The organism is Psychrobacter sp. TWP2-1-2 (genome assembly GCF_049896785.1).
Taxonomy (GTDB): Bacteria; Pseudomonadota; Gammaproteobacteria; order Pseudomonadales; family Moraxellaceae; genus Psychrobacter.
In genome coordinates this window covers 147,486-168,164 of sequence record NZ_JAFCVA010000003.1, presented here as the reverse complement: position 1 = coordinate 168,164, position 20,679 = coordinate 147,486, and the positions used below count along the sequence as shown (strand labels likewise).

The 20,679-nt window shown below is 44.2% G+C and carries 17 protein-coding genes; 11 read left to right on the top strand and 6 right to left on the bottom strand.

Going from position 1 to position 20,679, the window contains the following annotated elements; all coding sequences use genetic code 11:
* Nucleotides 1-106 precede the first annotated feature (106 nt).
* From exaC to ACP7AE_RS04175, 9 genes are all read left to right on the top strand, one after another.
* Complete coding sequence (exaC, locus tag ACP7AE_RS04215; RefSeq protein WP_238035328.1) at nucleotides 107-1,633, top strand: acetaldehyde dehydrogenase ExaC; 1,527 nt, start codon at nucleotides 107-109, stop codon at nucleotides 1,631-1,633.
* Between the two features lie 97 nt (nucleotides 1,634-1,730).
* Entirely contained in the window at nucleotides 1,731-2,759 is a 1,029-nt protein-coding gene (adhP, locus tag ACP7AE_RS04210) for an alcohol dehydrogenase AdhP (RefSeq protein ID WP_426241550.1), read from the top strand.
* Nucleotides 2,760-2,965: 206 nt separating this feature from the next.
* Complete coding sequence (locus ACP7AE_RS04205) at nucleotides 2,966-3,292, top strand: DUF779 domain-containing protein (RefSeq protein ID WP_045444568.1); 327 nt, start codon at nucleotides 2,966-2,968, stop codon at nucleotides 3,290-3,292.
* Between the two features lie 196 nt (nucleotides 3,293-3,488).
* Nucleotides 3,489-5,102 carry a GMC family oxidoreductase gene (locus ACP7AE_RS04200; RefSeq protein WP_426241548.1) on the top strand — a complete coding sequence of 538 codons (1,614 nt, stop codon included), beginning with the start codon at nucleotides 3,489-3,491 and terminating at the stop codon, nucleotides 5,100-5,102.
* A gap of 469 nt (nucleotides 5,103-5,571) precedes the next feature.
* On the top strand, nucleotides 5,572-7,212 hold the full coding sequence (locus tag ACP7AE_RS04195) for an ABC transporter substrate-binding protein (protein WP_426241546.1): 1,641 nt from the start codon (nucleotides 5,572-5,574) through the stop codon (nucleotides 7,210-7,212).
* A 213-nt stretch (nucleotides 7,213-7,425) separates the two neighbouring features.
* A complete protein-coding gene (locus tag ACP7AE_RS04190; RefSeq protein WP_045453107.1) occupies nucleotides 7,426-8,442 on the top strand; it encodes an ABC transporter permease in 1,017 nt (338 codons plus the stop codon).
* A gap of 142 nt (nucleotides 8,443-8,584) precedes the next feature.
* On the top strand, nucleotides 8,585-9,499 hold the full coding sequence (locus tag ACP7AE_RS04185; protein ID WP_087814459.1) for an ABC transporter permease: 915 nt from the start codon (nucleotides 8,585-8,587) through the stop codon (nucleotides 9,497-9,499).
* A 1-nt stretch (nucleotide 9,500) separates the two neighbouring features.
* The gene (locus ACP7AE_RS04180) at nucleotides 9,501-10,583 is read left to right on the top strand and encodes an ABC transporter ATP-binding protein (RefSeq protein ID WP_426241543.1); all 1,083 of its coding nucleotides are present in this window, start codon (nucleotides 9,501-9,503) and stop codon (nucleotides 10,581-10,583) included.
* Nucleotides 10,580-11,551, top strand: coding sequence for a peptide ABC transporter ATP-binding protein (locus ACP7AE_RS04175; protein WP_426241541.1), 972 nt, complete (start codon nucleotides 10,580-10,582; stop codon nucleotides 11,549-11,551). Before ACP7AE_RS04180 ends, ACP7AE_RS04175 begins: the two co-directional genes overlap by 4 nt.
* 12 nt (nucleotides 11,552-11,563) lie before the next feature.
* Here ACP7AE_RS04175 and ACP7AE_RS04170 read toward each other — a convergent pair whose 3' ends face one another.
* The 4 genes from ACP7AE_RS04170 to serS form a co-directional block, all read right to left on the bottom strand.
* Complete coding sequence (locus ACP7AE_RS04170) at nucleotides 11,564-12,616, bottom strand: NERD domain-containing protein (protein WP_426241539.1); 1,053 nt, start codon at nucleotides 12,614-12,616, stop codon at nucleotides 11,564-11,566.
* Between the two features lie 76 nt (nucleotides 12,617-12,692).
* A complete protein-coding gene (locus tag ACP7AE_RS04165; RefSeq protein ID WP_426241537.1) occupies nucleotides 12,693-13,349 on the bottom strand; it encodes a LysE family translocator in 657 nt (218 codons plus the stop codon).
* A gap of 128 nt (nucleotides 13,350-13,477) precedes the next feature.
* On the bottom strand, nucleotides 13,478-15,475 hold the full coding sequence (gene tkt, locus ACP7AE_RS04160) for a transketolase (protein WP_426241535.1): 1,998 nt from the start codon (nucleotides 15,473-15,475) through the stop codon (nucleotides 13,478-13,480).
* A gap of 256 nt (nucleotides 15,476-15,731) precedes the next feature.
* The gene (gene serS, locus ACP7AE_RS04155) at nucleotides 15,732-17,018 is read right to left on the bottom strand and encodes a serine--tRNA ligase (protein ID WP_426241533.1); all 1,287 of its coding nucleotides are present in this window, start codon (nucleotides 17,016-17,018) and stop codon (nucleotides 15,732-15,734) included.
* Between the two features lie 432 nt (nucleotides 17,019-17,450).
* Here serS and ACP7AE_RS04150 point away from each other — a divergent pair, with 432 nt between their 5' ends.
* Nucleotides 17,451-18,110, top strand: coding sequence for a YcxB family protein (locus ACP7AE_RS04150; RefSeq protein ID WP_055125130.1), 660 nt, complete (start codon nucleotides 17,451-17,453; stop codon nucleotides 18,108-18,110).
* Nucleotides 18,111-18,485: 375 nt separating this feature from the next.
* Nucleotides 18,486-18,962: a Dps family protein gene (locus ACP7AE_RS04145; RefSeq protein ID WP_426241531.1), complete on the top strand. Its 477-nt coding sequence runs from the start codon at nucleotides 18,486-18,488 to the stop codon at nucleotides 18,960-18,962.
* A gap of 95 nt (nucleotides 18,963-19,057) precedes the next feature.
* Here the strand turns inward: ACP7AE_RS04145 and ACP7AE_RS04140 are convergent, their stop codons facing one another.
* Entirely contained in the window at nucleotides 19,058-19,747 is a 690-nt protein-coding gene (locus ACP7AE_RS04140; protein ID WP_201502674.1) for a DUF2057 family protein, read from the bottom strand.
* 75 nt (nucleotides 19,748-19,822) lie between these two features.
* The gene (gene hda, locus ACP7AE_RS04135; protein WP_060491634.1) at nucleotides 19,823-20,626 is read right to left on the bottom strand and encodes a DnaA regulatory inactivator Hda; all 804 of its coding nucleotides are present in this window, start codon (nucleotides 20,624-20,626) and stop codon (nucleotides 19,823-19,825) included.
* Nucleotides 20,627-20,679 lie beyond the last annotated feature (53 nt).

Here is a 20,679-nt window from a genome sequence, read left to right as displayed (position 1 = left end):
CGCTAAAGCTCAGTACGATAGGGTCATAGCTTGGTCAGGATGGCCAAATATTTATGCTTAAGTCGTTTGTTCTTAAATAGCCATAATACACAACAAGGAGTCGTTAATGTTATACGCCTATCCCAATACTGAAAATAGTCCTGTTCAATTCCGCAAAAAATATGACAACTTCATCAATGGTGAGTGGGTCGCGCCAATCGATGGTGAATACTTTGACAACTCAAGTCCAATCGATGGTAAAACCTTCTGTCAAATTGCACGCTCTAAAGCTGCCGATGTTGAAGCTGCGCTAGATGCGGCTCATGCAGCAAAAGACGCATGGGGCAAAACCAGTGTCACTGAACGCTCTAATATGTTGCTCAAACTTGCCGATGGTATCGAAGCCAACTTAGAGGCAATCGCTATCGCTGAAAGCTATGAAAACGGTAAACCAGTTCGCGAAACCCTTGCCGCTGATATCCCAATCGCCATCGACCATTTGCGTTATTTTGCGGGCGTTATCCGCGCACAAGAAGGCGGCATTAGTCAAATTGATGAAGATACCGTCGCTTATCATTTTCATGAGCCGCTTGGTGTCGTTGGTCAAATCATTCCTTGGAACTTCCCTATTCTAATGGCGATTTGGAAAATTGCCCCAGCCCTTGCTGCGGGTAACTGTATCGTCCTCAAGCCTGCCGAGCAAACTCCAGCTTCTGTTTTATACATGCTTGACATCATAGGCGCGGCGGATATTTTACCGAAAGGCGTACTAAACGTCATTAACGGTTTTGGCGTAGAAGCCGGTAAACCAATCGCTTCCAACCCGCGTATCGATAAAGTGTCCTTTACGGGTGAAACCACCACTGGTCGCTTAATTATGCAATACGCCAGTGAAAATATCATTCCGGTCACGCTAGAGCTGGGCGGCAAAAGCCCAAATATCTTCTTTGCCGATATCATGGATGAAGACGACGACTTCTTAGACAAAGCAGTTGAAGGTTTGGTGATGTTTGCACTGAACCAAGGCGAAGTTTGCACTTGCCCATCACGCGCCCTCGTGCATGAAAGTATCTATGATGAATTTATGAAACGCTGTATCGCTCGCGTTAAAGCCATTAAAATGGGCAACCCGCTTGATACCGATACCATGATTGGTGCGCAAGCCAGTTCAGATCAGCTAGAAAAAATCCTGTCTTATCTCGATATCGGTAAAAAAGAAGGTGCAAAAGTTCTTGTCGGCGGTGAACTCGCCAAACATGATGGCGACATGGCAAACGGCTATTATGTGCAGCCAACCATCTTTGAAGGCACGAATGATATGCGTGTGTTCCAAGAAGAAATCTTTGGCCCCGTACTCGCTGTCACCACTTTTAAAGACGATGAAGAAGCGATGGCGCTGGCCAATGATACTTTATATGGTCTTGGTGCTGGCGTCTGGACGCGTAATGGTACTCGTGCTTATCGTTTCGGTCGTGGCATTAAAGCTGGTCGCGTTTGGACGAATTGCTATCACCTTTATCCTGCGCATTCGGCGTTTGGCGGTTATAAGCAATCTGGTATCGGCCGCGAAAACCATTTAATGATGCTAGACCATTATCAGCAGACCAAAAATATGCTGGTTTCTTATAGTCCTAAAGCGATGGGCTTCTTTTAATTCTGTTTTTCAAAGCACTTTATGGCAAAACCGTAAAGTGCGACCTCGATGCTCGCCGAGCATCTTAATGTAAAGAACGATGACAAGGAGTTACAACGTGAGTAATAAAATGAAAGCGGCCGTGCTGCATGAATTCGGACAACCCTTAGAAATTGAAGAAGTAGATATTCCAACCGCAGGTGCTGGTCAAATCGTCGTAAAAATGCAGGCATCAGGTGTCTGTCATACCGATTTGCATGCCATTGAGGGCGATTGGCCAGTTAAACCTAGCCCACCGTTTATCCCAGGCCACGAAGGCGTAGGTCTTATCACCGCCGTTGGCGAAGGTGTCACTCACGTCAAAGAAGGCGACCGAGTCGGTATCCCTTGGCTCTACTCTGCTTGTGGACACTGTACCCATTGCTTAGGTGGTTGGGAAACTTTATGCGAAAGCCAACAAAACTCTGGTTACTCTGTAAACGGCAGCTTTGCAGAATATGTACTAGCAGATGCCAACTATGTCGGTATCATTCCTGAAAGCGTTGACTCTATTGAAATTGCACCAGTATTATGTGCAGGTGTCACGGTTTACAAAGGTCTTAAAATGACCGACACCAAGCCAGGCGATTGGGTCGTCATTTCAGGTATCGGCGGTTTGGGGCATATGGCAGTTCAGTATGCCATTGCGATGGGATTGAATGTTGCTGCTGTGGATATTGATGACGAAAAACTGGCATTCGCTAAAAAACTGGGCGCCAAAGTCACTGTCAATGCGAAAAATACTGACCCTGCTGAATATCTACAAAAAGAAATCGGCGGTGCTCACGGTGCGCTCGTGACAGCAGTATCTTCAAAAGCCTTTGATCAAGCGTTGGGCATGTTACGACGCGGTGGTACTTTGGTCTGTAATGGTCTACCAACGGGCGAATTCCCAGTATCTATTTTTGATACTGTTTTAAACGGTATTACCATTCGTGGCTCAATCGTTGGTACGCGTCTCGATTTGCAAGAGTCGCTAGACATGGCAGCAGCAGGCAAAGTAAAAGCCACCGTTGCCGCTGAGCCACTAGAAAATATCAATGATATCTTTGATCGTATGCGTGATGGCAAAATCGAAGGTCGCATTGTCATTGACTATAGTCTGTAGCAACCATTATCTAGCCATATGATTTATGATATTTTGAAATTCGTAACACCGTCTCAATGACTGGCTAGAGTAATCATCAGTAAAGGGTCGTATCGTTTTCAACCACATATGATAAATGATGTGAGTGAATATGATGCGACCCTTTATTTTCTACTCAGTATGATTATGAAAGACATCCGTTCGGGTCTAACGATAAGGAAATCATTATGAACGTCACAGCGACAGAGTCCTGCAAAGCATTAATCGACTTACTAAAATCTAAGCACGGCGAGCTGATGTTTCATCAATCAGGCGGCTGCTGCGATGGCAGTTCACCCATGTGTTATCCATTGGGCGAATTTAAAGTAGGCGGACAAGACGTACTCATCGGCGAGCTGGTTGGCTGTCCATTTTATATGGGTAAAGCTCAGTATAAGCTCTGGCAACATACCGATCTAACGATAGATGTGGTCGATGGACGCGGAGCCAGTTTTTCGCTTGAGATACCTGAAGGTAAGCGCTTTATCGTACGTTCAGAGATATGTGCTATATAAGTTTAAATAGCCTATACCAGCGGTTTCACGTCCTAGTATTGTTTTGCCATGCCATATATTGATTGATAAGTACCCCTTAGTCATTTTTATTTTATTATTCCAGCAAAATAATAGATACTGTAATGCGTACCCTATTTCAATAAACGCGTTTTAACGAGCACGTTTTACTCAGCATGGATGCTAGAAGGAATGTAAAATGGAATTTGATAAAAAATTTGATTACGTCATCGTGGGTGGTGGTTCAGCTGGCTGCGTACTTGCTAGCCGATTAACAGAAAACCCAGACATTAGTGTCTGCTTATTAGAATATGGCGGTGAAGGCAAAGACCTTGCTGTCCGTGTCCCTGCTGGACTGATTTTGATGGTGCCAGGCAAGCCGCTGAAACTGAATAATTGGTGCTTTCACACCACGCCGCAGACGCACCTGAATGACCGCCGTGGCTTCCAACCACGTGGTCAATGCTTAGATGCCATGATTTATACGCGTGGTAGTGCGCTCGATTATGAACGTTGGGTGGAACAAGGCTGCGAAGGCTGGGGATTTGATGATGTACTGCCCTACTTTATCAAAGCAGAAAATAATATTCATGGAGGTGATAAGCTGCATGGTGATAGCGGACCGCTGCATGTAAGTGACTTACTAAGTCCGCGTGATATCTCCAAAGCATTCGTAGAAGCCGCCATCACTAATGGTTTAGATCATAATCAAGATTTTAATGGCGAAAAGCAAGACGGTACAGGGCTATATCAAGTCACCCATTTTCATGGCGAAAAACAAGGTCAACGCTGCTCTGCGGCGGCCGCTTATCTACATCCAGTACAAAACCGATCAAATCTGACCGTCATCACCCACGCCCAAGCCAACCGCGTCATTTTTGAAGACAAACAAGCCGTTGGTGTCGCTTATGAAAAAGATGGCGTCGAGCATGCGGTTATGGCGCGTCATGAAGTGATATTATCTGGGGGCACTTTTGGCTCACCCAAAGTCCTGATGTTGTCAGGTATTGGACCTGCTGAGCATCTACAATCGCATGGCATCGACGTCGTGGTAGATGCGCCCGATGTTGGTGGTAATCTACAAGATCATTTGGACGTCGTTTTTGATTACGAGGTCAATACCACTGACGTCATCGGTATTGGTATGGCGACGATTTCGACATTGACCAAAAGTATTCGGCAGTGGAGAAAGGATGGTACAGGCCTCTTGTCTACCAACTATGCTGAAGCGGGCGCTTTCTTTAGTGTCGGTGATGATCCAAAAGAGTGGCCAAATACCCAACTGCACTTTGTCATATCCCGCGTGATTGAGCATGGTCGTGATCTCAGACGTGGCTTTGCGGTCTCTTGTCACAGTTGCTACCTACGCCCTGAAAGCCGCGGTACGGTCAGACTGGACTCCGCCGACCCCTCAGACGCGGTATTGATTGATCCAAACTACCTCTCACACCCAAAAGATGTGGAATATATGATTGCAGGCGCGGAGCGTACGCGCGCCATCATGCAAGAATCACCCATCGCCAAATATATTACTGAAGACTACCCTGCCCCCTATATCGAAAAAGACGGTATGCTCGGCTATATCCGCAACAAGTCAGATACCATTTATCATCCTGTCGGCACTTGCCGTATGGGTTCAGATGACCAATCCGTGGTTGATTTGCAATTAAAAGTACGCGGTGTAAATGGATTAAGGGTCATCGATGCCTCAATCATGCCGACTCTCATCAGCGGTAACACCAATGCGCCAACGATTATGATTGCTGAAAAACTCGCAGATCTTATCAAAGCAAATCACGGTCATATCGAATGATATCACGCCATAAAACATAGGAAGATATGCGTCTTATAATTAGTATTTTTATTTAAGAAACTTATTTACTAAAACTTTATATTCAATAAAATGAAAATAAGCAGATTGTATCAAAGTTCAACCCATATTTTTTCGTGGTTATTTTACCAGCATTTCTAAAATAAGGAGAGACTCTAACGAATTCAGCAATAAAGATAGTAAAACAGAACGTTTTCTATCAAATTAGCTTACGGATGTCTTGCATTACCACTGTTGAACAGAGTATATTTAAACCACTTATTTATATCGGTATTTTTTGCAAATCTGAATAATGGTTAATATAACCTGAAATATTTTTTATTTTGCATATTAGAAACACGATATAAACAATTGCTTTAAAGGGAATTAAAAGCACGCTCATTATATTTATGGGTCAAAAACGATCTTATAAATATATTGGCGACTATTTATCATTACATAGGATGTAATAATGCAAAAATTACTCTTCAAACTGACGATGTTGGCGACAGTTATTCTAGGCATCAGTGCCTGTAGCGGCGACAACAAAACCACCGATGAATCTGCTGCCAGCTCAGATGCTAAAGCAGCCAAAACCTTACTTTATTGCTCAGAAGGTAGTCCGGCTGGATTCGATCCAGCACAGTACACTGCAGGTACGGATTTTGATGCGAGCGCCTTTCCCATCTACAACGGCTTAGTAGAGTTCAAAAGAGATGGTACTGAGATTCAGCCAGCCTTAGCCGAAAGCTGGGATATTAGTGAAGACGGCAAGACTTATACCTTTAACCTACGTAAAGGGGTTAAATATGGTAAGACCGATTACTTTACCCCAACCCGTGATTTCAACGCAGATGACATTGTCTTTACTCTAGAGCGTATCACCAATCCAGAGTTTGAATTTAATAAAGCCTATCCTGCTGAGTTCCCTTATTCGGTCGGTATGGGGCTACCTGATATTATCTCCAATATCGAAAAAGTTGATGACAATACCGTCAAAATTACACTCAGCGAAACCAATGCGCCATTTTTACAGAACCTAGCGATGCCATTCGCTTATATCGATTCTGCTGAGTATGCAGAAAAGTTAATGGCTTCTGGTAATGCTGCTGATATCAACACCAAACCCGTTGGTACAGGACCTTTCGTCTTTACTTCTTATCAAAAAGACGCGCAAATTCGTTATACCAAAAATCCAGACTACTGGAACAAAGACGATATTCATATCGATAATCTAGTCTTTGTCATCACCAAAGATTCAGCAGTGCGTGCGCAAAAAGTGCAAGCAGGTGAATGTCATGTGTCCGCTTATCCAAAACCTGCCGAAATTGACTCTGTCAAAAAATCTGGTAAGGCCACCGTTCTCGATCAACCCGGCTTTAACGTCGGTTATGTCGGCTATAACGTTGAAAAACCGAAGCTTAGCGACCTTAAAGTTCGCCAAGCATTAGACATGGCAATTAATAAAGACGCTATTATAAATGCGGTTTATCAAAGCGAAGGATTAAAAGCCACCAATCCTATGCCGCCCACACAATGGGGTTACGACAAATCTATCAAAGATGCGCCTTACGATGTGGAAAAAGCCAAGTCCCTTATAAAAGAAGCAGGCGCGGACAAACTTGCCATTAATCTATGGTATATGCCCGTTCAACGCCCATATAATCCTAACGCCAAACTCATGGCTGAAATGCTACAAGCAGATTGGGCAAAAATTGGTGTCGATACCAAGCTTGTGACTTATGAATGGGGCGAGTATCTAAACCGCGCTGCTAAAGGTGAGCCTGATGTCATTCTAGCGGGCTGGACTGGTGACAATGGGGATCCTGATAACTGGCTTGGTACGTTACTATCTTGCGATGCTGTCGGTGGCAATAACTACTCACGCTGGTGTAATAAAGACTTTGACACTTTGGTGACTAACGCCCGTCAGATTACCAATCAAGATGAGCGCGTCAACGACTATGTACAAGCTCAGCAGATATTCAAAGAGCAGCTGCCTTGGACGACAATGGCGCATTCGGTGGTCACGGTATTCACCGCACCAAACGTAGTCGATTATAAAATTAGTCCGCTTGGCTCAATACGCTTCGATGGTGTAAAGGTTGAATAACCTGAGCTGATGACGTCCGGTAAGACATGCATGCATGTATGATTGTTTAATTTATATTCGGCTGGGTCAGACACTCTGCTCCAGCCATATTTATATGAGTTAAGCACTTATTAAGCATTTTTTAAGCATTTTGTCACCGACTCTCTCATCTCTGCCAACATTCTACTCATCGATCTCAAACGATTGAACCACAACTATTGAATTGAGCAGCCCATGCTACTTTATATTTTGCGTCGCATTGCCATTCTAATTCCTGTCTATCTTGGCTTAACGCTATCGACATTTACCCTAATTCGGCTCGTCCCTGGAGATGCTGTCGAGATTATGATGGGTGAGCGTATGGTCGATCCAGAGCTACATGCTCGAGCGTTAGAAAGACTTGGCTTAGACAAACCCCTCATTGTCCAATATTGGGATTACTTAACCGGAATATTGACCGGTGATTTTGGTCAATCCTTTCGTACTCGTACTCCCGTATTACAAGATTTCTTTGCGCATTTTGTACCAACCTTAGAGCTGGCTTTGTGTGCCATTGTCATTGCCAGTGTTGTCGGTGTGAGCTTAGGTATCTTTGCCGCGCTACGACGTGGTACATGGATTGACTACACTCTAATGTCAGGGGCGCTGGCTGGCTACTCTATGCCCATCTATTTATTGGGGCCTATCCTGACTGGTATATTCGCCCATTATCTCGGCCTGTTGCCCGTCGCCGGTGTCATATCTGTCGCGCAGTTTTTAGACGTCAAACCTTTATATGGATCATGGCTACTTGGCTCTTTAACATCAGGCGAACCTGGCGCATTTTGGGATGTGGTGAAACACTTTATCCTACCGTCTATTGCCTTATCGACTATACCACTCGCAATGATTGCACGGATGACACGCTCGGCGATGCTAGAGGTGTTAGATGAGGACTACGTGCGTACAGCGCGCGCCAAAGGCCTATCGCCGCGCCGCGTGATATTGGTACACGTCATGCGCAATGCCCTGATAACTGTGGTGACGGTGATTGGTTTACAAATGGCGACCTTGCTCGCGGGGGCTATTATCACTGAGACTATTTTTAGTTGGCCAGGTGTTGGTAATTGGCTGCTAGATGGGTTTTTCACTCGTGATTATCCTATTGTGCAAAACGGTATTTTATTGGTCGCCACCGCCCTGATTTTGGTTAGTTTATTTATTGATATTTTGTATGGTCTGATCAATCCGCGTATTCGACATACTTCTTAATTTAACATTGATAAATACTCATATTATAAATAGTGGTTATTGGTGTTTGTATGGTCTTGAGTGAGTTTTAGCACATTTTAAATGCTTGCTAGAAATGGAACTCTACATACTTGTAACGCGCTAGCCACTATAGGAACTGCTCATGAAGCCTTCTGTTCTTCCCTCTGATGTCAACCTTATGGCCGCCACACCGCCGTCATCTTGGCAGCTATTTTTATCGACATTCTGCCGAAATAAAGGCGCGGTGCTTGGTTTTATTGTACTGGCATTGATGGTCATTATTGCCATCCTTGCGCCTGCCATTGCGCCCCATGACCCTTACGAATTATTTACTGGTCAAGAGCAGTTGCCGCCTGCCTTTCTAGATGGCGGCAATACCATGTTTTGGCTAGGCACGGATGATGCTGGACGAGACACCTTGTCTCGGGTGATGTATGGCGCGCGTTATTCTCTATTTATCGGTCTGAGCGCGACGACTCTTGCCATGTTAGTCGGTGTTTCATTAGGACTTAGTGCTGCATTTTGGCCCAAGGTTTGGGGCAAAGCGGTCATGCTGGTCAATGATATTTTGATGTCTTATCCGAGCTTACTATTGGCGATCATTATCGCCGCCATCCTAGGTCCTTCTATGACCAATACGATTATTACCATCGCCTTGGTCTGTACGCCACCTTTTATTCGTTTGACTCGTGCTACCGCGATGGTAGAGCTACAGCGTGAGTATTTTATCGCTTCGCAAGTGATGGGTGCTGGCGTGTTGCGTTTATTGTTTATCACCATTTTGCCCAACTGTATGGCACCGCTTATCGTACAAGCAACGATGATTTTCTCTTCTGCTATTTTAGAAGCAGGTGCAATTGGTTTCTTAGGCTTTGGTGTACAGCCACCCGATGCTGAATGGGGGGCAATGCTTGGTACGGCGCGTCAATATATTCAAAGTAATGTTTGGCTCGCTATCTGGCCCGGTGTCGCTATTTTCTTAGCCGCATTGTCAATTAACTTGACTGGTGATGGCCTACGCGATGCGCTAGATCCCAAATTAAAGCAGGTGACCTAAGATGACTGAACCATTAATTAAAACGCCTACCACTCACACTTCTATGAATGACGCATCAAAAAAAGAATCACCATTGTTGTTAGATATTGAAAATCTTTCGGTTACTTTCGGGCAAGGTGTGCGCGCTTTTCGTGCAGTCGATGATGTGTCGTTAAAGATTACACAAGGCGAAGTCATCGCAGTCGTGGGTGAATCTGGCTCGGGTAAGTCGGTCACTATGATGGCACTGATGGGGCTACTACCACCCTCTGCAACTGTCCGTTCCAAGCGCGTTATGTTCGATGATAAAGACATGCTCAGTATGTCAGCAAAAGAAAAACGCGGCATCATTGGCAAAGAGATCTCAATGATCTTTCAAAATGCCATGTCTTGCTTAAATCCAAGCTTTACGGTTGAGATGCAACTGGGTGAAGTCTTACGCAAGCATCTAGGCTTACGTGGCTCAGCCGTACAGGCGCGTATCTTAGAGCTGTTAGAGTTGGTCGAGATTCCCGATGCCAAAAACCGCCTCAAGGTTTATCCACATCAACTCTCAGGCGGCATGAGTCAGCGAGTTATGATTGCGATGGCAATTGCTTGTGAGCCCAAACTACTGATCGCAGATGAGCCAACCACCGCACTCGATGTCACCGTGCAAGCGCAAATCATGGACTTGCTAAGCCGATTGCAACGCGAAAAACAAATGGCGATGATACTGATTACCCACGACTTGGGTTTGGTCGCGCAAAACTCGCGTGATGTCGCGGTCATGTATGCCGGACAAGTGGTCGAAACCAGTACCGTGCCGGAGATTTTTCAAAAGCCTGCTCACCCTTATACTGAGGCGTTGCTACAAGCCATCCCAGAGCTGGCTATCGGTCAAGACCGTCTGAATAGCTTGCCCGGTGTCGTACCCAGCCAATACGATCGCCCGAGTGGTTGCTTGTTGTCTCCTCGCTGCCCGTACAAAGAGCCTGCCTGTGAAGTGCCACCGCCCATATTGGATACTCCTAATGGCAAAGTGCGCTGTATTCATCCAGAATTACCGAGCGCTCCTTCTCACCTATCCACCTCTCACGCTGCTACATTGGAGTCACAAGTATGAGTAATAAAGTGGTCCTAAAAGCAGACAATCTACACAAGCATTACCCTGTATCTCAAGGTTTGGGTAAAGCAAAAGCATATGTTAAGGCTTTAAATGGTGTGTCGTTTGAGCTTGAGGCTGGCAAGACACTGGCCGTCGTCGGTGAATCAGGCTGCGGTAAATCTACCCTTGCCCGCCAGCTCACACTCATCGAAGAGCCTACTGATGGTGAGTTATTTATCAACGATGAAGCCACCACTGGCTATAGCAGAAAAGCGCTAAAAGATCTGCGTACCGAAATTCAAATGGTCTTCCAAAACCCTTATGGTAGCTTAAATCCGCGCCATACCATTGGCTATCAATTGACTGAACCACTGGATATCCATACCAAACTGTCTAAAGACGACAAGCGTGACAAAATCAATGAGATGATGCGAAATGTGGGTCTGCGCCCCGAACATGCTGGCCGCTATCCGCATATGTTTTCCGGTGGTCAGCGCCAACGTATTGCCCTCGCCCGCGCTATGATGCTCAATCCTAAGATTGTCGTCGCTGATGAGCCTACCTCCGCACTCGATGTATCAATCCAAGCGCAAGTATTGAACCTATTTATGGACTTGCAGGACGAGTATCGTACTGCTTACGTCTTTATCTCGCACAACTTATCTGTCGTACGCCACGTCGCTGATGATGTGATGGTCATGTATTTAGGTCAGGCTATCGAACACGGCCCGAAAGAAGCGATTTATAATGCGCCAAAACATCCATATACCATCGCCCTATTGGCTGCCGCGCCCACTGTAAATGGTCATAAGAATGATTTGACCCTACAAGGGGAGTTACCAAGCCCACTCAATCCACCAAGTGGCTGCGCCCTGCACAAACGCTGCCCATATGCCAAACAGCAATGTAGCGAGATAGAGCCACAACTGCGTGAATGGGATGGTCGATTGGTGGCTTGTTTACGATTGGAAGAAATATATGGGTAAGACCATTAACGACTAATCAATATTTACCACGCCCCAACATTTAGGAAATTTGCTACAACCAAAAAAGGCCTGACCTTGATTCAGGCCTTTTTTTGCAACACGTTCAACCATTTCTCCATGACATTTTGGACAGGTAGGTACTTGCTCTGGAACAACTGTATGATTGGTTGCACTAGACTTGGTCGTCTCACGCTCATTAGTTTTAAGGTCATTGCGCAATAGCTCAGACTCTACAACCTCAAACGGTGTAAGAAACACTTTATTAGCCATATCATATGGTGTATTTGTCTGCTGAGTACTAAAACTATCAATTGGTAAATCGCTAGATTCAATTTCAGTTTGACCAGACCATTGCAGCACTTCTCTGCTTTTCAGCGCGGCTCGTTTAGTGGTTTCTTTTACTATCGGCTCTGGTGTAGGCTTGTTAGCCGTGTTAGCAATTGGTTTATCATTAGCGTTACCGCTAGGCTGCTTATTCGTATTCTGGCTTGGATTGCTATGCTTGGCTTTTAGATAGGCTTTATGCTCTCTATTGGTACGCCAAGACTTACTAAATCTATTGCTATTAATCTGCTCAACGATAGATGCAACCTCATCTTCAGTGAGTATCTTATCTTGCTTTTTCTTTACATACGAGACCATACCACTCGTCAATACATGCTCGGGCAACTCATCGCGGGTTTTTAATTCGCACTCACCGATGAAAGCAATCATCGAATGGAAGTAGCTCAGCTCCAAGCCTAATAAATCTGCGAGCGTCTTAATGTGCAAGTAGTTTTGGCGCAATGCGTTCTGAAATTTAAACTTACTTCCATTTGGAAAAGCTTGCGTCCACTGCTTTTGCTTCTCGCTACCATATATCCAGCCTTTATAATTTTTGGTTTCAATCACAAAGATGCCGTATACAGAAACGATGATATGATCGATTTGGGTACTGCCACCATTAGCTCGTGGCAAGGTAATACCGTTTAATCGGTGATAGACATCTTTTTCAAGTTTTAACCACATGGCGACATTGATAACGGTCTCGCCTAGGAAACCTTTGAAGCTGGATTTTAGGGACATGGTTGTTTTTCTTGAAAGTAGTTATGAAAAAACAAATAACGTTCAATATCAATATACTAATCACTTTTGGTTAAAATTACCGATCTACAATTGTTGTTCTGACGATAGTTAAACCAATGACGCCAAGCAATGCCCCTGTAATTTTATCAATATAATAAGCGACTTGGGCGAATTTAGCGCGTACTTTGCGAGTCGACAATATAAATATGACGGCAGTGTCCCATGCAAATACCACAACAGTCATCCAAATACCTAAGCCCAATTTGAACACAAAACTTATTTCTGGTGTCAACACTACAGTGAATAAACTGAGATAAAAGAGTAGATTTTTAGGATTAAATATTCCAGACAAAAACCCTGCAGTAAATTCTTTTAAAAAAGTTGTCTTAGGTATATTTGAATGGGCTGATTGGGCTACCTGAAACTGGTCATACGCATCTTTTCGTGCGCGTAACGCCTGTATCCCAAGGTACATTAAAAACAACCCACCAATGATTTTTAGCGTAATCATAATAGGTGCAGAGGCGGCTAAAATTGAGCCAACACCAATTAGACATAGACCGATGTACACTGCATTAGCAAAGGTGATACCGAGCGCAACCCCTATTGCGTCTTTACTGTCGTTCTTAATCGCACTCTTTACGATCAATACAAAATCCGGTCCAGGACTCAATAGTGCAAGAAAATGCGCCAAGCCGACCGTGATAAAAATACTCAACAAATCCCAGTTCATAATTATTCCGTACTCTGTTTTTTTTAATTATGGACTAAATACCAATATGAATACACTGATTATTTAGCCAATAAAAAAAGCCACCAGATTTCTCTAGCAGCTTTTTTATTTATAACTTTTTTAACGGATTACACCAAACTATTTACCGCATCAACCACAGCATCAGTGGTAATACCAAACTCTTTATATAGATCACTAGCAGGCGCAGATTCGCCATAAGTGGTCATGCCGATGACTTTGCCATCTAGACCGACAAACTTAAACCAGTAGTCCACGTGAGCCGCTTCTACGGCGACGCGAGCACGGATATGGGCAGGCAATACCGCTTCGCGGTAGTCAGCATTTTGCTCTACAAATATCTCAGCACATGGCATAGACACCACACGGACGCCAACACCGTTTGCGCTTAGCGTCTCGTACGCTTGCATCGCTAGGCCAACTTCTGAACCTGTGGCGATGATGATGGCTTGTAGCTCGCCTTGCTCTTTCGCCAGTAAATAACCACCTTTGGTGATGTTCGCTACTTGCTCGCTATCGCGCGCTTGATGTGGCAAGCTTTGACGGCTAAAGATCAATGCAGATGGGTTGTGTGCTGACTTGATCGCCTCTACCCAAGCAGTGGCAGATTCAGTCGCATCACATGGACGCCATGTGCGTAGATTTGGCGTGGTACGTAGGCTAGTCAACTGCTCAACTGGCTGATGCGTTGGGCCGTCTTCACCCAGACCGATAGAGTCATGCGTATAGACGTGGATGACGCGCTGCTTCATCAATGCGCCCATGCGTACGGCATTACGTGCGTATTCCATAAACATCAGGAACGTCGCCACGTAAGGGATAAAGCCACCATGCAACGCGATACCATTGGCAATCGCAGTCATACCGAACTCACGTACACCATAATAGATATAGTTGCCGTCAGCGTCTTTTTCGATGCCTTTAGCGCCTTTGAATAGCGTTAGGTTTGAACCAGCGAGATCCGCTGAACCGCCTAGCAATTCTGGCAATAATGGCTGCAAGGTATTGATCGCATTTTGACTGGCTTTACGACTGGCGACATCACCGCCCGCTTCTTGCGTTTGCTGAATATAGGCTTGTGCTTGGCTATCAAAGTCAGCAGGCAATTCGCCATTTAGACGACGTAGTAGTTCAGAGGCTAGTTCTGGATAGGCTTTTTTATACGCTTCAAAGTCGGCTTCCCAATTCTTTTGCTGTACGTCGCCTTTAGCTTTGGCATCCCACGCTTCATAGATTTCATCATCTAATTCAAACGGCGCATGCGTCCAAGACAGTGCATCACGAGTCAAGATAATTTCGTCATCACCCAATGGCGCGCCATGGCTCGCTGCTAGGCCTTGCTTGTTCGGGCTACCCGCACCAATTGTGGTTTTGCAAATAATAAGACTTGGTTTCGTCGTCTCTTTAAGCGCTTGTTCAGTTGCTTGAGTAATGGCATCGGCATCATGACCATCTACTTTGATAACTTGCCAGCTATACGCTTCAAAGCGCGCTTGCGTATCATCAGTGAACCAACCTTCAATATTACCATCGATAGAGATGCCATTGTCATCATAGAAGAAGACCAGCTTACCAAGACCTAACGTGCCAGCCAATGAGCACACTTCATGACTGATACCTTCCATCAAGCAACCATCGCCGAGGAATGCATAGGTGTGATGATCAACGATGTTATGACCCTCACGGTTGAACTGTGCCGCAAGTGTTTTTTCAGCAATCGCAAAACCAACCGCATTGGCAATACCCTGTCCTAATGGACCTGTCGTGGTTTCAACACCAGGTGTATAACCAAGCTCAGGATGCCCCGGGGTTTTTGAATGCAATTGACGGAAACCTTTCAGATCATCAACGCTGACATCATAACCAGATAAATGTAGCAATGAGTAAATAAGCATTGAGCCATGACCGTTCGATAAGACAAAGCGGTCGCGGTTGTGCCACTGTGGATCGGTTGGGTTGTGCTTCAAAAACTTGCGCCACAAAACTTCGGCAATATCGGCCATACCCATTGGCGCGCCTGGATGTCCAGAGTTGGCTTTTTGAACCGCATCAAACGACAGTACACGGATGGCATTGGCTAATTTACGTTCGCTAATTGGAGCTGGCATAGAGTGTCCTAGTATTGGGCTAAGAGGAGAGTTTACTCAAAGGAGTATAAGCATAAGGACGCCAAATGCGTCCCTAAGTTATAGACTATAAAATCAAAGTGCAATATTAACATATTTGCTATAGGGCTAGCTAAGAAATGGTATGACAGAATCGTTTGTGTTTAATAATTATTCATATCAGTTTTATTAAACTACCCTATATTAAAAAGCTGTGAGTCATCTTAGTAACTCACAACTAGTACAAGCAATATAGATATTAAACTGAAATAGTCTCAGCACCGCCCATAAACGGACGCAATACTTCTGGAATGGTGATACTACCATCAGCATTTTGATGATTTTCCATCACTGCCAATAGTGTACGACCCACTGCCAAGCCTGAACCATTTAGCGTGTGTGCTAAGCTGGTTTGTTTACCATCTTTGACACGTGTACCCATACGGCGCGCTTGGAAGTCACCACAGTTAGAGCAGCTTGAGATTTCACGATAGGTATCTTGGCTCGGTAACCATACTTCGATATCATAAGTTTTTTGCGCTGCAAAGCCCATATCACCCGTACATAACTGAACGGTGCGGTATGGCAGGTTTAATTGCTGCAAGATATATTCGGCTTGTCCAGTCATTGCCTCAAGCAATCCATCAGACTGCTCAGCCGTAGCAATATTGACCATCTCGACTTTCTCAAACTGATGCTGACGGATTAGACCACGAGTATCACGACCATGAGAGCCCGCTTCACTACGGAAACAAGGCGTATGCGCGGTAAACTTAAGCGGTAATTCACTGATGTCCAAACGCTCGCCACGTACCAAATTGGTCATTGGCACTTCAGCAGTAGGAATGAGATAAAAGTCCATGTCTTCATTGTTTGTGTGATTTTTCAGCTTAAACAAATCATCTTCAAACTTAGGCAACTGCCCCGTACCTTTTAGGCTGTCTGAATTCACAATATAAGGCACGTACGTTTCAAGATAGCCGTACTTCATGGTATGGGTATTGAGCATAAATTGAATCAGTGCACGATGCATTTGTGCCAACTGTCCTTTTAGTACATTAAAGCGGCTGCCAGTCAGCTTAGTCGCGGCTTCAAAGTCGAGCATGCCAAGTGTCTCACCGATATGCGTATGGTCTTGAATTTCAAAATCAAACGTACGTGGCGTGCCCCATTTGCGCACTTCTACGTTATCCTCTTCTGACGTACCCACTGGCACATCGGCTGCTGGAATATTTGGAATTTGCATAGCAGCTTTGTTAATACGCTCTTGTAGAGTGCGCAATTCATCTTCAGCCGCTTTAATCTCACCGCTGACATTCTGCATCTCAGCCAATAGCTCACTGGCATCTTCGCCTGACTTTTTCAAAGCACCCACTTGCTTAGCACCAGCATTACGGCTCGACTGCAACTCTTCGGTTTTGATCTGCAAAGATTTACGTTCTGACTCAACCGTTTGCCAAAAATCTATGTCAAGTGCATAACCACGAGTGGCCAGTTGCTGTTGTAAATCGCTTAAATCGCCGCGTAAGAGTTTTGGATCAATCATAATAGTTGCCTGTAACGCTAGAAGTGAGGAAGAGGTTCGAAAGTGTTATTTTTAAAGATACTGTTTTTAAAGGTACTGTTTTTATCAAAATAAGTGATAGCCGCTATAATACCAAGACACAGCAGATTTGACCATGTTTTGACCTCTGCTGATTGAATTTTCATTTATTACTTTCATTATCTGTAGCCAGTTATATTTGCTTTAAATGCATCTCTCAAAGTTCAGCTTACCTCAATAAGCCTCGCCCATCTTTATTAAAACCATTAATATCACCTCTATCAACGAACAGAGCGGCTTATATGTTTCATTTAGGGGTACTTTTCGGTAAGATAAGCGCATACCTTTTATTCGACTTCTAGCCAAGTACGACGTAGCTGCTATGTTTTGTCGATTTAAACCCAACACTTCAATACAAGTATTTGAGAAACCTTTATGGCCTTGTACCCCTATACGCTACAACCTGTCGCCTTAAACCTAACTGAGGCAGAATTTCACCAAGCACAATACGAGCTATTTGCCAGTGCCAGCCCTTCTTTCGGTCTAAAAAGTATCAAAATGAAAGAATGGATCATTATGGCGGTAACCGTGGTACTAGCGATCGCAGGGTTGGTTTTTGTGACAGGCTACTCAACCATTATCTTTTGGCTGATGCTAGTTTCAGTCGTCATTTATTTACTGGTTCGTACCCTTGGCTTCAAATGGTATGTCAAAAGAGAGTTTGACAAGCAAGTGGCTGACCAAGAAATGCCGGACGAGATGCGTCAGATGAAATTGGGCGTACAAAAGCATGGCCTCGTCATGGCGATGCCAGTGAATCAGCCTGACACATTTAATAACAACCAAATGCGCGGCATGCAAATGCGAGCAGGCACGACCCAGCAAGCCGTCATTCCATGGTCAGCTGTCAAAAGCTGGGATGAGACGGACGACTATATCTTTATGATGTTTGAGATGAAAGGTCAACAAGGCAGCCAAATTGTGCCAAAACGCTTAGAAGCACAGAAGTTTCCGATCGATACGGTACGTCAGCATTTGCAAGAAGTTATCCCCGTTAAAGGTTTAAACCCTGAAAACTTACAGCCGCCAGCATAAAATAGTAGAAAACTTCTTTATCGCTTATTATATGAGCGATAAAGAAGTGATCAATAAAAAATGCTTTTTATAAAACCAATCATAATTATAAATTTATTGAAATTAACTTATCGATGGTGCTCTGCTATTATGATAGCTATCAAAAGCAAGGTGATAACTGCTCTAAATTATATGAATGTATAGTTATGATTTTAGCTTAAGCTGATGCCATTCTATATGTCAGTTTTATCATACTATTTTCTAAGATTATTACTTTTTAAGGCTGAAAAGCGTTAATATATTAAAGAGCATAGTAATGCAGCACACGAGTTGCTACACTTCTCATCTTCTTCATTTAATGTTTTATATCAACACTCAAACTATAAGGATAATATTATGAGTAACGCTACTAATCAAATCGGTCTAGAAAAAGCTGACATGAGCGAAGTCATTGCACAACTAAACAATTTATTGTCAACTTATCACGTATTTTATTTAAACGTCCGTGGCTATCACTGGAATGTAAAAGGTGAGCATTTTTTCACCTTGCATCCAAAATTTGAAGAACTGTATACCGCGCTACAATTACAAATTGATGAAATTGCTGAACGTATCTTAACTTTGGGCGGCACACCGCTGCATGCTTATAGCGATTTTACTCAGCATACTAGCATTCAAGAAGATAAAAATGTCAAAGATGGCAATGCTTGTGTGAAAGGTGTGGTAACTGGTTTACAAGCTTTAATTGCAGAGCAGCGTAAAGTATCGGCTCTAGCAGCAGACAGCGAAGATCAAGGGACAGCTGACCTGGTAGATGCCTATGTACAAGAGCAAGAAAAGCTCATCTGGATGTATAACGCCTTTTTGGGTTAATCATTACTAATGAAACAGTACATCACTAAAATCTAGATCATAAAAAAGCACCTACTTTAGGTGCTTTTTTTGTGCTTGCTGTTGCTAATGAAACCTTATTTTTGCATCCATTGACGCATTTTTTCGCGCTCAGCAGGCGTGGCTTGTAACCAAATTTGCATAAATTGATCTAAGGTATTAGCAGATGAATTAACGCTAGTGGTTTGCTTAGTAGTCGCTACCGTACCCGTATTCACATTTGGTTGATCTAATGCGGCAATCGCACGCTGATTCTGTAGCTCTGCATCATCTGCCCCGCCAAATACACCGCCGAACGCCTTGCCTAAACCTGACAACAACCCACCTTGATTACCAGCGATACCTTGCTGACTTGCAATCACAGTATTGTTTTTCTCTACTGCCAGTATCGGACGTTTGGCATATTCTTTAGCTGCTGCATACTCTTCTGGCTGATTCGGCATGGTCAGACGATAGGTTTGATTGTCCGCCAATTCTGCCGTCACGCTCACATTACCCGAACGTAAATAATCATGCTCATCACGGCGCAAGTCGTATAAGCGATCATACTTCGCAGTAATCGCATGTTGACCCGGCTGAAGCGTGAACTTTTTAGTCAATGGTTGAAAAGCGCTCTGCTGCACTTCTTGCCCATTGATAGCTGTGACTTTGATATGGTCATCAACCAGTAGCGTTACTTCGGCATGCGACAGCATAGAGACAGAGCCTGCACCAATAAGCAACGTGCTGATGGTCAGTTTTTTTAGCAAAGAAGCATTGGATTTCATAAGTGATTCCATTAATAGTGAAAACGTTTTGGCAATAGTAAAAGCGCTTTGGATAAAAGACTTTAGTTGTTAATGCTAAAAATCGAGTGGCATCGTATGTTGATCTTGTTCCGCTGAATCATTATCTACTTGTGTCTCTTGCGCAATATCAGCAAGCTCTGCTGCTAGTGTCTGCTCATCAATGGTACGCAATGCGTCAGTGATGACTGCTTTGGATATATTGCTACGCCCAAGGTTCGAAAACATCGGCTGAATATAATTGAGTACTTCCATCATCGCACCGATGCGATGTGGTCCTTCAGTAAGCAAATAATCAATAATTCGATCATCAAACTGCCAACCACGTCGACGCAAGATAGATTGCAATAACGCCTGACGGTCAGCTAAGTCATGACCATTGGGTACTTTAAACGTAGGTGCTTGTGCCAAACGAGTCAGTAAATCCCTCAATTGAAAGGGCAAATCACCAGCAGGCTTATTGGCTGCAAACAACAATTGACGCTGACCTTCACGACTGCGATTAATCAAATGAAATAAGGCTTCTTGCCATTGACTGCTTTGCTCCAGCACCTCTAGATCATCGATCGCGATTAGATCGAAGTTTTCTAGAGAGGAGAGGACGTGCACATCGGTATGAATCAACTCATTGAGTGACAAACAAATCGCTGACTTGTCCATCTCAATAAATGACTCACAGATAGCGGATAATAAGTGCGACTTGCCCGTAGCAGGACTGCCAAATAGGTACAGCTGACCGATCAGGCCGACATGTAGTTGCCGCACTGCATCAATAATCGACATCCAACCAGGACCGGCGAAGTCACTTAGACTTGCATCATGCTTAATGTCCAGATTGAGACTTAGCTGTGCTTCTGCCATGAATCATCAACTCGTTTTGCGTAATGCAATAAATAAAAGGATAAATTATTAAT